This window comes from Spiractinospora alimapuensis, assembly GCF_018437505.1.
Lineage (GTDB): Bacteria > Actinomycetota > Actinomycetes > Streptosporangiales > Streptosporangiaceae > Spiractinospora > Spiractinospora alimapuensis.
This window is the reverse complement of record NZ_CP072467.1, coordinates 3680607-3693253: the sequence shown is the minus strand read 5'-3', so window position 1 is coordinate 3693253 and position 12647 is coordinate 3680607. Positions and strand designations below refer to the sequence as shown.

Here is a 12647-nt window from a genome sequence, read left to right as displayed (position 1 = left end):
CGTGGGCCTTCGACTGACCCTTGCCCGCCCGGCGGCGGTTGCGGTGGCGGGATGCCACTGTCGGGGAACGAGTTGACCGGCACCGAGTCCCCCCCACCGGTTGTCCCGCCGAACAACGCATCGTCCACGCGACGACGCATCGGCGACTCCGTGTTCGCCAACAGCACCCGGGCGTCAGGATTCCTGATCCTGCTCATCCTGGCCGGTGTCGCGGCCTTCCTGGTGATTCAGGCGTGGGACTCTCTCGCGGCCAACACCGTCAACTTCTTCACCAGCAGCGAGTGGGAGGCGAACACGCGGGAGTCGCCCGCGTTCGGTATCGCGGCCCTCGGGTTCGGTACCGTGCTCGCCGCCGCCCTCGCTCTGGTCATGGCGACACCGGTCGCCATCGGGATCGCGTTGTTCATCGTGTACTACGCGCCCCGGAGACTGGCGGCCGTCCTCGGCTACCTCGTCGACCTCCTCGCCGCGATCCCCAGCGTGGTCTACGGACTCTGGGGGATCGGCTGGCTGGTCCACCAACTGCTTCCGGCCTACGCGTTCATGGAGCGCTACCTTGGCTGGATCCCCCTCTTCGCCGGCCCCATCTCGACGACCGGACGCACGATCCTCACCGCCGCCATCGTGTTGGCCGTCATGATCCTCCCGATCGTTACCGCGATCTCCCGGGACGTGTTCCAGCAGGTTCCCACCGCGAACCGCGAGGCCTCCCTGGCCCTGGGCGCGACCCGGTGGGAGATGATCCGGATGTCGGTCCTCCCCTACAGCAGTCGGGGTGTGATCGGCGGCGTGATGCTCGGCCTGGGCCGCGCCCTCGGCGAGACCATGGCCGTGGCCATGGTGCTGTCGCCGTCCCTGGTGGCGTCCTGGTTCCTGCTGCAGAGCGGTAACCAGACCATCGCCGCCCACATCGCCCTGCAGTACCCCGAAGCCACCGGCTACGGGGTCTCCGCTCTCATCGCCGCTGGTCTGATGCTCTTCGTGATCACTTTGCTGGTGAACATGGCCGCGCGCCTCATCGTCTCCCGCAAGGGGGCCATGGCATGACCACCACCACAGAAGCTCCGCCCGAGCCGCCGATCAGCGACTCCAAACTGCTGGCCGGCTCCCTCCCGCGCTACTTCCCGCCGCTGCTCCTCGTGGGAGTGGCCGCGGTGTCCGCGGGCGGCTCCGCCGCGTTCGGCATCTTCTCCCTCCCGCTGCTCGCCGTGTGCACCGTGGTGCTGTACGCGGTGGGCATCACACTGGCCTCCACCATCGTGGAGAACCGGCGGCGGGCACGGGACCGGTTCGTCACGGCGGTCGTCTACACCTGCTTCGGCCTGGCGATGGTGCCACTGGTCTCACTGCTGTGGACCGTGATCTCCCGCGGGCTTCCCCGCTTCGACGGCTACTTCCTCAGCGTCTCCATGAACGGCGTCCTGCCGAGCATGGACGCCGGTGGCGTCTACCACGCCATCGTCGGAACCCTGATGATCACCGGGATGGCGACCCTCATCTCCGTCCCGATCGGCATCCTGGCCGCGATCTACCTGGTGGAGTACGGGCGGGGGCGCCTGGCCAAGGCCATCGTCTTCTTCGTCGACGTCATGACCGGTATCCCGTCCATCGTGGCGGGGCTGTTCGTCGTCGCCCTGTGGATGATGCTCTTCGGTCCGGGCCACACCAACGGCGCCGCCGGCGCGGTGGCGCTGTCCGTACTGATGATCCCGGTGGTCGTGCGCTCCTCCGAGGAGATGCTGCGCCTGGTGCCCGCCGAACTCCGGGAGGCGTCCTACGCCCTCGGCGTCCCCAAGTGGCGGACCATCGTGAAGGTGGTGCTCCCCACGGCCACCGCGGGCATCACCACCGGAATCATGCTGGCCATCGCGCGTGTTGTGGGGGAGACGGCACCGCTGATCCTCACCGCTGGCTCCTCCGCGGTCCGGATCAACTGGGACCTGTTCGACGGGCAGATGATGAGCCTGCCGGTCTTCATCTACTCGCAGGTGCGCATGGGAGGCGCCATCAACTACGAGCGGGCGTGGGCCGCGGCCCTGACCCTGATCCTCGTGGTGATGCTGCTCTTCCTCGCGGCCCGGCTCATCTCCCGGTTCCTCGCGCCCAAGGTCGGGCGGTGACCTGTGTACGTACTGACGCGATCGGACAGAGGCAGTGGCGAAGCGAATTGACGTCTCCGGACTGAACGTCTACTACGGGGACTTCCTCGCCGTCGAGGACGTCTCCATGACCATCGAACCGCGCTCGGTGACCGCGTTCATCGGCTCCTCGGGGTGCGGCAAGTCCACGTTCCTCCGCGCCCTCAACCGGATGCACGAGGTGCTCCCCGGTGCGACGGTGAACGGCAAGGTGATGCTGGACGACCAGGACATCTACTCCCCCGACGTCGACCCGGTCGCCGTGCGGCGGGAGATCGGGATGGTGTTCCAGAAGCCCAACCCCTTCCCCACTATGTCCATCTACGAGAACGTGATCGCGGGCGTCCGGCTCAACAACCAGCGCATGAAGCGCTCCGAGGCGGACGACCTCGTGGAGTGGGCGCTCACCGGCGCCAACCTCTGGGAAGAGGTCAAGGACCGACTGAAGTCCCCCGGTACGGGGCTGTCCGGCGGTCAGCAGCAGCGCCTGTGCATCGCCCGCGCGATCGCGGTGGAGCCCGAGGTCCTCCTGATGGACGAGCCCTGCTCGGCGCTGGACCCCATCTCCACGCTGGCCATCGAGGACCTGATCTCCAAGCTCAAGGCCAACTACACGATCGTGATCGTGACGCACAACATGCAGCAGGCGGCCCGCGTGAGCGAGACCACGGCGTTCTTCAACACGAAAGGGACCGGAAAGCCGGGCCACCTCGTGGAGCGGGGCGACACGGCGAAGATCTTCACGAAGCCCGACCGCAAGGAAACAGAGGACTACATCACCGGCCGTTTCGGCTGACCCGTCCTCGACCGCCGGACTCCCCCACGCCCGAGAATCGCTGCCGGGTGTGGGGGTTCGTCGTTGGCTCCGCGCCCGTTTCCGTCCGCGTCAGCCCGTGTCAGGACTGCTTCAGCGCGATGCTCTCCACGGTGTTCGCCACGTTCTCGAAGGCGTCCGCCGCGCTCTCCAGCTCCTCGATGACGTCCTTGAGCTTGAGCACCGTCAACGCGTCATAGGTCCCGTTGAACAGGCGGGCGAGCAGGCGACGGTAGATCCGGTCCGCCTGGTTCTCCAGTCGGTTGATCTCGATCCAGTAGTCGGCGAGGTCCCCGACGTCGCGCAGTCGGGCCATCGCGCCCGCCGTCAGCTCGGCGGCGCGCTCCAGTACCTCCACCTGGTCCACGATCCCCTTGGGGAGCTGCTCGAGCTGGTAGAGGTCGATCAGGTCCCCCGCGGCCTCCATTGAGTCCACGACGTCGTCCAGGCACGAGGCGAGGCGGTAGATGTCCTCACGCTGGAACGGGGTCGCCCGGCTTTGGTTCAGTCGGCGCAGGATCGCGTGGGTGTGCTCGTCACCAGTGTGTTCACAGGTGCGGAGCTTCTCGGTGATGGCCTCCCGATCGGACCCATCACTGATCAGGTCCACCAGGAGCCGCGAGGCGACGACGAGGTTGTCCGCCGACGCGGCGAACATCTCGTAATAGCTGTCATCCCGCCGGTTCAGCCACAGGCGCACATCTGACTCCCGGGGTTGCGATGGGACGTCCAGACCCAATGCGAGTGGGGGACGCCGGCGTCAGGCGTCACCATCCTAGTGATCCCCTCCAGATTGGGACATGTCTTGGCACGCCCCGTTTCGCCCGCTTACCAGCGACTTTCGATAAACAGGATATAAACCCTCAAACAAGACTTGTCGCACAGAAGACTCGTGGGCGTGTTCCGTTGGACACCCCACCACGCGCTCCGCTTCCGCTGCCACTTGGGGGCGATCCACCGCGCTACAGCAGGTGGATGTGCACCCCCACCCGCTCGATGCGGAGAAGCCCTGATGAGGGTGGAGAAATCCTGGTGGGAGAGAACAGGGAGCGGGGACGGTCGTGGTCACGGGGGCCTACGCTGGGGGCGATGGCCGGAAAGAAACAGGCGGAGCGCCGTCTGCGCGAACTCCGCGAAGGGCTCGACGCGCAACTCGCGGCGGACGGCCGGGCCCCCTGGACGGGATCCTCCCACCGCATGACCCTGCTCGCCGCCGCCGTGGACGCGGTGCTGCGGGCCCAGGAACGCGGCGACCAACCCCAACGGACCGCCGTCCGCGCGGCCGTGCGGGTCAGCCTCGACGTCCTCGTCGAACGCGCCCCGGGCAACGCCCTGGAGGTTCGCGTGCCGCCCTACGGCGCCGTCCAGTGCCTGGCCGGCCCCCGGCACACACGCGGCACCCCCGCCTCGGTCGTGGAGTGCGCCCCGCTCACCTGGTTGGCGCTGGCCGCCGGTGAACGAACGTGGGACGACGCCCGCACCGCGGTCGACGTGCAGGCGAGCGGCACACGCGCCGACCTAACGTCGCAGTTGCCCCTGTGGACGCACCCCACCGGAATTGACCACGATGGCCAGCGGCTATGCTGAGTCCCGTGCCGAATTCGGAGGACGGGTCCAGCACCGAGCACGATCTGGCTGGACCGCAGGACGCCTGCGGCGTTTTCGGCGTATGGGCACCCGGTGAGGAAGTCAGCAAACTCACCTACTTCGGCCTGTACGCGCTACAACACCGCGGCCAAGAGTCAGCCGGAATGGCGATCAGCGATTCCGAACGTGTCGTCGTCTACAAGGACATGGGACTGGTGTCCCAGGTGTTCACCGAGGCGACCCTGGAGTCGCTGCGGGGCCACCTGGCGATCGGACACTGTCGCTACTCCACGACCGGATCCTCGGTCTGGTCCAACGCGCAGCCCACGTTCCGGATGACGGCGGGGCGCAGCCTCGCGCTCGCCCACAACGGCAACCTCACCAACGTGCCGGAACTGGTGGCCCGCGCGGGCAACGCCCGGCTGAGCGCGACGACCGACACCGAGGTGCTGACCGCGCTGTTGGCGCGGGACGCCGGCGAATCGGTCGAGGACGCCGCGATGGAGGTCCTGCCGCACGTGGAGGGAGCGTTCTGCCTCGTCTTCATGGACGAGTCAACGCTGTACGCCGCGCGGGACCCGCTGGGCATCCACCCTCTGGTGCTCGGCCGGATGGCGGGCGCCGGTGGCTGGGTCGTGGCCAGCGAGACGGCCGCCCTCGACATCGTGGGAGCGGAGTTCGTGCGGGAAGTCGCCCCCGGCGAGCTCCTCACCATCGACGACCGCGGGGTGCGGTCACTGCGGTTCGCGCCGGAGACCCCCCGTGGGTGCCTCTTCGAGTACGTGTACCTCGCCCGGCCCGACACCTCGATCTCCGGCCGGAACGTGCACAGCACCCGGGTGGAGGTAGGGCGCCGCCTCGCCCGGCAGCACCCGGTCGACGCCGACCTCGTCATCCCCGTTCCCGAGTCGGGCACGCCGGCGGCGGTCGGCTACGCGGAGGCCAGCGGCATCCCCTACGCCCAGGGGCTCGTCAAGAACTCCTACGTCGGCCGCACGTTCATCCAGCCCAGCCAGACCCTGCGCCAGCTCGGAATCCGCCTCAAGCTCAACCCGCTGCGCGAGGTGATCGAGGGCCAGCGGCTGATCGTGGTGGACGACTCGATCGTTCGCGGCAACACCCAACGGGCGCTGGTCCGAATGCTCCGCGACGCGGGGGCCCGCGAGGTCCACGTGCGCATCAGCAGCCCACCCGTCGCCTGGCCCTGCCACTACGGGGTCGACTTCGCGACGAAGAACGAGCTCATCGCCGGCCAGATGGACCTCGCCGAGATCCGCGACTCCATCGGCGCCGACTCACTGGGCTACATCGACCTCGACCAACTGGTGGAGGCCACCCACGTGCCCAAGCCGAACCTCTGTCGCGCCTGTTTCGACGGCGACTACCCAACGGAGGTCGCCGACGAGGCACGGGGCAAGTTCCACCTGGAGCCCACGCGGGGTGCCTAACCGGCCGGGTGGCCGTGGCGCGCCCCAGGCCCTTTGGTCGGCCCGGATCGACGCGGCGGCCCAGGCCCGCGACCGCCTCACCCACGTCTCCGACGATCCGCGACCGCGCGAGTGCGCGGGAGCCCGCCCGCACACCACATCGACGCCGTAGTCCTCCGCCGACCAGAAAGGTCACCGTGTCCGCCAGCTCCGCCAGTCCCGCCGGCCGTCCCACCGGGAAGGGGCCCTCCGCCTACGCCGCGGCCGGGGTCGACATCGCCGCGGGGGAACGGGCCGTCGAGCTCATGAAGCGCCACACCGCCCGCACCAAGCGGCCGGAACAGCGCGCGGACGCGAGCGGATTCGCGGGGCTCTTCCAGCTCGACCCGAGCAAGTACCGCGCCCCGGTGTTGACGACCTCCACGGACGGCGTGGGCACCAAGGTGATGCTGGCGCAGGCGCTCGGCCGCCACGACACGATCGGGATCGACCTCGTCGCCATGGTGGTGGACGACCTCGTGGTGGTCGGGGCCGAACCGCTCTTCATGACCGACTACATCGCCTGCGGATCGGTCGACCCGGAGCGGGTCGCCGAGATCGTGGGAGGCATCGCCGAGGGGTGCGTCCGCGCGGGATGCGCGCTCGTGGGCGGGGAGACCGCCGAACACCCCGGCATGCTCGACCCCCAGGAGTACGACCTCGCCGGTGCCGCCACCGGAGTCGTCGAGGCCGACGCGATCCTCGGCCCCGACCGGGTCCGCCCGGGCGACGCCTTGGTGGCCATGGCGTCCTCGGGGCCACATTCCAACGGGTACTCGCTGATCCGGCATGTGGTGGACACGACGGACCTCACGTTCGCGACCGAACTCCCCGAGATCGCCGAACCCCTCGGCCAGGCCCTGCTCACCCCGACCCGGATCTACGCCCAGGACTGCCTGGCGCTCGCGGCGGAGACCGAGGTCCACGCTTTCGCCCACATCACCGGTGGTGGCCTCGCCGCGAACCTCGCCCGCTCGCTCCCCGACGGACTCGGCGCACGGATCGACCGCAACACCTGGCGACCACAACGTGTCTTCGACGTACTCGCGACGCACGGCGACATCAGCACCGAGGACATGGAGGCCACGTTCAACATGGGTGTTGGGATGGTCGCCGTCGTCGCCGCGGAGAACCTCGACGAAACGCTCCGGATCCTGGACGAACGCTCCCTGCCGGCATGGCACATGGGATCGGTCACATCGGACCTCGACGACGTGGTGCTGAGTGGATCACATGCGGGATGAGATCAGTGACGGCGTACGCCGCGACCCCCGTGTGAACAATGCCGGGGGGACCACGCTCAACGCCTGGTCCCCGTTCGGCTATCCGTCAGCGAGCGCTGTCAGAGCGCTCTTCCTCCGTGCCGCTGGTGTCGGTCTCCGCGAAATCCGCGTAGCGTTCGACCAGGTCATCGTAAGGGCCGACATTCTCTTCTTCGGGCGCGTCGTCCGACGCGTCCTCATCAACGACACCCAGCTCTGCCCGCAGCCGATCGAGATCGGTTCCGCCGGCGCTGTACTTCAGCCGCCGGGCCACCTTCTGCTGCTTGGCCTTGGCTCGGCCGCGCCCCATTGGCTCGACCCCCTCAACGATCGGGTTACCTCAAACCCCACATCACTCATGAATCCGCGACGCCGGGCTGGCGGCCGTCACCGCACTGACGACAGGCGCCAGCTTACGTTCGGATACAACCGTACCCGGTTTGGAACGCGCCTGCCTACGCCGCCGCCCTCAGGGCATGCGCCAAGCCGATCGCCTCGCGGCGTCGACCGTGGATCTATGCGACCATGCGTCCGTGCTGCCATACGCCGCCTATCTCCGTGTCTACCAGCCTATATCGGCTTACCCTCCACGCACACGAGCGTACTGGCGTGCCTACGCCCACTCCCCCCACCGTCCCCGCCGGCACGGGGCTGTCGCGGCAGAACACGCGGAAAATCTCCGGCGCGCCGTATCCTCCCCCGCTCGGGTCGCTCCACACAGTGAGAGCGAGCACGCCTACGTGCGGCGGTGGAACGGACAGACCTACGTCTGCCCGTGGCAGACGCGCCTGCGGTCGTGGATGGCGTTCCGTGACTTCTGGCGATCCACCCCCCGGGGCCTGCTGAGTTCCTACCTCCCGGACACCGCCGCCGGCGCGGCCCGCGCGGGCTACGAGTCCTGGGCACGCGACGGGGAACCGTCCGCGGCCCAGATCCTCACCAGCACCTGGCGGATCCCCCTCACCTGGTTCGCGCTGTTCGAGGACGCCGAGCGCTGCCTCGTCCTCGGCGGGAAGCACGCTCCGCCCTCCTCCCCGCACGACCAGCTCAGCCCCGAACGTCCCGAGCCTCCGCCCAGGTCCCTGTTGTACGTCACCGGGATGTCGGAGGCGCGTCGGCGGGCGGCGACCGTGCACCAGCTCCTCCCACCCACCCGGGACCCACGCCCGGGGGACGCGGCCCTCGCCCGCCGGGAGGGCATCCTCCCAGCGCTGCGCCGGATGCCGAGCCTCGAGGAGTGGCTCCACACGTGGCACCCGAACTCGCTCATCGAACTGGACTACGGCGGCCTGGTGCAGCTTCTGAGCGACGACCATCTGCGCGCGGACCACTCGGCGGCGGAGGTCGCGGCCGCGATCGACGGTGACCGGCTGGGGCAACGTCCCGTCGCGCTGGCCATGTACCGCAGACTCAAACGCCGGTGGCGGGCGGTTCGTGCTCTGGAACGCGCGAACTGAACCGCCGAGGTCGGCACTCCCCGGAGCGGGGCGGCTCGCCCGCCGAGCCACCGGGCCTCTCCCGCCCCTCCGGTGACCACGGCCGCCGCACCAGTGACACCCAGGCCCCCGCAGGACGCACGCTCCGTCGCTCAGCGGGGTTTACCCAGGCAACGCCACCGGTTTACCGGTCCGCGACCTCCTGCGACGTTCCTGACGGTCCGGGGCTCCGACGCTCCGGCTGGACCACGGCGGCGGGCGCGACACGCACTCCACACCTGGAACACCAGATTTTTACCTGAGTGAACTGGTCTCTTTGGCCCCTTCCCTGGTGTCCTTTTGGGAGGAGTTACGCAGGCCCCATCAAAAGGGAACAAAATGGGCATACCTGTCCACTTTCGGTCAGGGGAGAGCCGCGTTCGGCCGTTTGTCTCGGCCGAAGCCGCACTCTGCGTAGTGAGACGACGCGCCGAGACCGGGGCATGACGTGGCATTCCAGATTTGCACATCGGGAACCCCAGGCGACTGCGACACTTCGAATGCACGAACGAAAGCACGACCGTGACCGGTCACGCGATGCTGGGACTGGAGGCCGGACTCCGCGGCCGCGTCGGCGTCGCGCTAACACTCCGGCCGATCGGGATCGAGCGAAACAGGGCCGGACAACGAAGTTTTGACCGAATACGCCACATGCCACTAAACGTATCGCTAGAATCACTCAGCGTGACCCAGTCGATGGTCGGGATTAGGGGAACCCTCCCGCAAAATCGCGTTAAGTGGTCGCACAATCACCTCGGGTGGCTCAATATAGACCATGAGGGCAATATTGGACATCCGGGCCAAGTGCCAGGATTAACGGCTCAGGATCGGCACACAGATCCAGGAGGAGAGGCCAAACACATGTCAACTCGCACGCCCGAGGCGGAGCCCCTGTTGACCCCTGCCGAGGTCGCCACGATGTTCCGTGTGGACCCCAAGACCGTCACGCGTTGGGCGAAGGCGGGCAAGCTGACCTCGATTCGGACGCTGGGTGGGCACCGCCGGTATCGGGAGACCGAGGTTCGCGCGCTGCTCGCGGGCATCCCAAGTCAGCGCTCGGAGTAGCCTCCCGCACGGACGGCAATCCTGTCGGGGGGAGACGCGCGGCATCGGGGTCGGTTCCGATGTCCGCCAGGAAGAAGTTCACGGCGCGGTTTTGAGCAGGGGCGGGGCCGATCGGAGCTCCCGCCCCTTCTCACGCGCCGACGCCACCCAGCACACCCGGTCCGGCCTGAGCAGCGATAACACCCCAACCACCCGCATCGCCTAAGCTCGCATCCCGGATACATCGAGCCGAGCTTGGAGGCCGCGATCCCGCTCTCCGTCCCGTCCCGGCCACACCGGTCAGCGATACCGCGTGCGGTGCCGGCCATCGTCCTCGCACTTCTCTTGGCGGGGTGCGCGAACACCTCGGAGGACCCACCGTCACCGTCCACCGGGGACCAACCCGACACGGTCGACGCCGACGGGGAGCAGGACCCGCGGGGGGACGGAACCGACGAGCCTGAGGAACCGACGGACCCACCCGGCCCGCTCGACGGCTTCACCGTCGTGATCGACCCGGGGCACAACGGCGCCAACCACACCGCACCCGACGTGATCAACGAACAGATCGACGCCGGTGGACTCATGAAGAACTGCGACACCGTGGGCGCCTCCACGGACGACGGATACGCCGAGCACGAGTTCAACTTCGACCTCGCCACCGAGCTGCGTGACCTGCTCGAAGCGGACGGAGCCGAGGTCGTCCTCACCCGTGAGGACAACGACGGCGTGGGCCCCTGCCTGCCCGACCGCGCCGGCGCCGCGAACGACATCGACGCCGACGCCGCCATCTCCCTGCACGCCGACGGCGGACCGCCGAGCGGACGCGGCTTCCACATCATCGCGCCCGCCGAGGTGAGCGGACACACCGAGGACATCGTCGAGCCCTCCCGGGACCTCGGCGAGTCAGTCCGGGACTCCTACGCCGAGGCCGCCGACATGGCGATCTCCGACTACATCTCGACCGAGGACGGCATCCACGTCCGAGACGACCTCGGTGGCCTCAACCTCTCCACGGTGCCCAAGGTGTTCCTCGAGGCGGGCAACATGCGCAACGCGGAGGACGCCGCGTTGCTGAGTGACCCGGACTGGCGCGAGGACGCGGCGGCCGGCGTCGCCGAGGGGATCGCGGCCTTCCTCGAGTAGCCCACGTCAGTCGGAACCGGCCGCGACCTGCCGCCGCGTCGATCCGACCGGCGCCACGCCCCCAAGAGCGCTAGCATTCGGTGCCAGACCGGACCCGAACGAGCGACACCACGCGAGAAGATTCGCATTATTTGCCGTGCGTGTCGCCATCAAATCGAATCCCTGTTCGATAGACTGTCCGCATGAGTCTCCTGAACGAACAGATCGACGTCCAGTCCACGACCTCCGGACAGCCCGCCCTCTTCGCGTGGCGCGGACACGTGTACCGGGTGCGGCGGGTGATCGCCTCGTGGACGACCACCCCCGAGCCGAGTTCCGCGCGCCTGGTCCGGGTGGCGACGGAGTCCGACGAGGGGCACGCCAGCATCGTCGACATCACCCAGGACCCACACAGCGACAGTTGGGCCGTGCGCCGTCTCTGGGGCTGAACCGCTCCGAGGGGTGGTGCGCCCACGAGTGGGGGAACCGGTGGCGTGGCGGAAGCGTTCTTCCGGCCCGGTGCGTCGCGGGACGGGTGACGTCGGTGTGGTGGCGTTCTCCTGGTCGGGCGCGGTGCGCGCGCCGGGGCGGCTTGGCCACAAGAGCGCCGCGCCACGACCCGGTCCCCGCCCACGACCGGTCACACCGTCGTCGGCGGACGTCCGTCAGAGGAAGGGCCGCGCCAGTCGCGCGACGGTACTCCCTAGGATCGTCAACGTGAGGACGGTTCGAGGTGGCGGGGAGCACGAGGTCGAGATCAAGAAGTCTCGGTTCCTGTGCTCCCTCGCGCGCGTCGATGACGAGGACGCCGCGCGGGCGTTCATCGCCGAACGGCGCAAGCTGCACTGGAACGCGACCCACAACTGCACGGCCTACATCCTCGGCGAGCATCGGGACATCCAGCGCTCCAACGACGACGGCGAGCCGGCGGGGACCGCGGGTCTCCCCATGCTGGAGGTGCTGCGGCACCGCGACCTCACCGACACCGTCGCCGTGGTCACCCGGTACTTCGGCGGAACCAAGCTGGGCGTCGGCGGACTGATCCGCGCCTACGGCAACGCCGTGGGGCAGGCGGTGGACGCGATCGGGGTCGTCGAGTTCCGATCGATGGCGATCGTCTCGGTGATCACCGACTACACCCAGGCCGGGCGGTTGGAGAGCGTGCTGCGGGGTTCCGCCTACGGCGTGGAGGACACCCGCTACACCGAGGTCGTCACGTTCCAGGTCCTCGTGCCCGAGGGCCAGGAGGCGCGCTTCACCGACTGGGTCGCCGAGCGGACCGGTGGCGCGGCCAGTGTGGCGGAGGTGGAGCACCGGCTGGTCGAGGTCGACCCCACAGTCGCCGACCCCACCTCACGGCCCGCGCCCGGCACCGGTGACTGAGCGACCGGCCGGTCCGGAACAGAGCCGCCGGGCGTCGACGGAGACGCGCCCGCGCGGCCACGACCCCCCTCGGACGTGACCGCGCGGGCTCCCACCCCCCCCCCTGTGGGTCTTGCGAGCGGAAGCGAGTCAGGAGGCGCGACGCAACGGCGTCTGCGTGTCCTCCTGGGAGTCCTCGATGACCTCCGGAACTCCGTGCTCCCGCCCCGTCGCGGCGCAGATCCGGCAGGGTTCCTCGACCCGGATCCACACGATCGCTCCGTTGCCCTCCTGGTGCGGCATTTCTGGGTTCCACCATCCGGTCCCAGAGCATCCTCCGCACGGCAGGTCGTCGCGAGTGCACCACTCACACT

General features: G+C 68.8%; 14 protein-coding genes. 11 read left to right on the top strand and 3 right to left on the bottom strand.

All coding sequences use genetic code 11. From position 1 onward, the window contains the following. The first annotated feature begins 72 nt into the window (after positions 1-72). From pstC to pstB, 3 genes are read left to right on the top strand one after another with little or no spacing between them, the layout of a single operon-like run. Complete coding sequence (pstC, locus tag J4H86_RS17150) at positions 73-1047, top strand: phosphate ABC transporter permease subunit PstC (protein WP_394356523.1); 975 nt, start codon at positions 73-75, stop codon at positions 1045-1047. Beyond that, complete coding sequence (gene pstA / locus J4H86_RS17145) at positions 1044-2120, top strand: phosphate ABC transporter permease PstA (RefSeq protein ID WP_236538778.1); 1077 nt, start codon at positions 1044-1046, stop codon at positions 2118-2120. Before pstC ends, pstA begins: the two co-directional genes overlap by 4 nt. 34 nt (positions 2121-2154) lie before the next feature. Continuing rightward, entirely contained in the window at positions 2155-2934 is a 780-nt protein-coding gene (gene pstB, locus J4H86_RS17140; RefSeq protein WP_236538776.1) for a phosphate ABC transporter ATP-binding protein PstB, read from the top strand. A 100-nt stretch (positions 2935-3034) separates the two neighbouring features. Here pstB and J4H86_RS17135 read toward each other — a convergent pair whose 3' ends face one another. Continuing rightward, a complete protein-coding gene (locus J4H86_RS17135; RefSeq protein ID WP_236538774.1) occupies positions 3035-3652 on the bottom strand; it encodes a DUF47 domain-containing protein in 618 nt (205 codons plus the stop codon). Between the two features lie 389 nt (positions 3653-4041). Between J4H86_RS17135 and J4H86_RS17130 the strand changes: the two genes are divergently transcribed. The 3 genes from J4H86_RS17130 (at position 4042) to purM (ending at position 7249) form a co-directional block, all read left to right on the top strand. Then, a complete protein-coding gene (locus J4H86_RS17130; protein WP_236538773.1) occupies positions 4042-4539 on the top strand; it encodes a sterol carrier family protein in 498 nt (165 codons plus the stop codon). Between the two features lie 5 nt (positions 4540-4544). Then, positions 4545-5987 (top strand): amidophosphoribosyltransferase, encoded by a 1443-nt coding sequence (gene purF / locus J4H86_RS17125; RefSeq protein ID WP_236538772.1) that lies wholly within the window; start codon positions 4545-4547, stop codon positions 5985-5987. Positions 5988-6163: 176 nt separating this feature from the next. After that, positions 6164-7249: a phosphoribosylformylglycinamidine cyclo-ligase gene (purM, locus tag J4H86_RS17120; protein WP_236538771.1), complete on the top strand. Its 1086-nt coding sequence runs from the start codon at positions 6164-6166 to the stop codon at positions 7247-7249. Positions 7250-7334: 85 nt separating this feature from the next. Here the strand turns inward: purM and J4H86_RS17115 are convergent, their stop codons facing one another. Next, on the bottom strand, positions 7335-7577 hold the full coding sequence (locus J4H86_RS17115) for a DUF3073 domain-containing protein (protein ID WP_236538770.1): 243 nt from the start codon (positions 7575-7577) through the stop codon (positions 7335-7337). 430 nt (positions 7578-8007) lie between these two features. Here J4H86_RS17115 and J4H86_RS17110 point away from each other — a divergent pair, with 430 nt between their 5' ends. The 5 genes from J4H86_RS17110 to J4H86_RS17090 all read left to right on the top strand — a co-directional run bounded on the left by J4H86_RS17110 (position 8008) and on the right by J4H86_RS17090 (position 12294). Beyond that, entirely contained in the window at positions 8008-8724 is a 717-nt protein-coding gene (locus J4H86_RS17110) for a hypothetical protein (RefSeq protein WP_330932429.1), read from the top strand. An 879-nt stretch (positions 8725-9603) separates the two neighbouring features. Beyond that, positions 9604-9807 (top strand): developmental transcriptional regulator BldC, encoded by a 204-nt coding sequence (gene bldC, locus J4H86_RS17105; RefSeq protein ID WP_011293174.1) that lies wholly within the window; start codon positions 9604-9606, stop codon positions 9805-9807. Between the two features lie 297 nt (positions 9808-10104). Beyond that, entirely contained in the window at positions 10105-10932 is an 828-nt protein-coding gene (locus J4H86_RS17100; protein WP_236538768.1) for an N-acetylmuramoyl-L-alanine amidase, read from the top strand. Positions 10933-11114: 182 nt separating this feature from the next. Further along, positions 11115-11360, top strand: coding sequence for a DUF6504 family protein (locus J4H86_RS17095; protein ID WP_236538767.1), 246 nt, complete (start codon positions 11115-11117; stop codon positions 11358-11360). A 268-nt stretch (positions 11361-11628) separates the two neighbouring features. Then, positions 11629-12294 carry a YigZ family protein gene (locus J4H86_RS17090; RefSeq protein ID WP_236538766.1) on the top strand — a complete coding sequence of 222 codons (666 nt, stop codon included), beginning with the start codon at positions 11629-11631 and terminating at the stop codon, positions 12292-12294. A gap of 129 nt (positions 12295-12423) precedes the next feature. On the opposite strand, the gene J4H86_RS27465 is transcribed toward J4H86_RS17090, so the two are convergent. Beyond that, positions 12424-12576 (bottom strand): hypothetical protein, encoded by a 153-nt coding sequence (locus tag J4H86_RS27465; protein WP_330932428.1) that lies wholly within the window; start codon positions 12574-12576, stop codon positions 12424-12426. Between the last annotated feature and the right edge of the window lie 71 nt (positions 12577-12647).

Excerpts from the sequence above, each read along its gene's own strand:
- pstA (WP_236538778.1), top strand. The coding sequence starts at position 1,044 with ATGACCACCACCACAGAAGCTCCGCCCGAGCCGCCGATCAGCGACTCC.
- J4H86_RS17130 (WP_236538773.1), top strand. The coding sequence starts at position 4,042 with ATGGCCGGAAAGAAACAGGCGGAGCGCCGTCTGCGCGAACTCCGCGAA.
- J4H86_RS17115 (WP_236538770.1), bottom strand. The coding sequence starts at position 7,577 with ATGGGGCGCGGCCGAGCCAAGGCCAAGCAGCAGAAGGTGGCCCGGCGG.
- bldC (WP_011293174.1), top strand. The coding sequence starts at position 9,604 with ATGTCAACTCGCACGCCCGAGGCGGAGCCCCTGTTGACCCCTGCCGAG.
- J4H86_RS17095 (WP_236538767.1), top strand. The coding sequence starts at position 11,115 with ATGAGTCTCCTGAACGAACAGATCGACGTCCAGTCCACGACCTCCGGA.
- J4H86_RS27465 (WP_330932428.1), bottom strand. The coding sequence starts at position 12,576 with ATGCCGCACCAGGAGGGCAACGGAGCGATCGTGTGGATCCGGGTCGAG.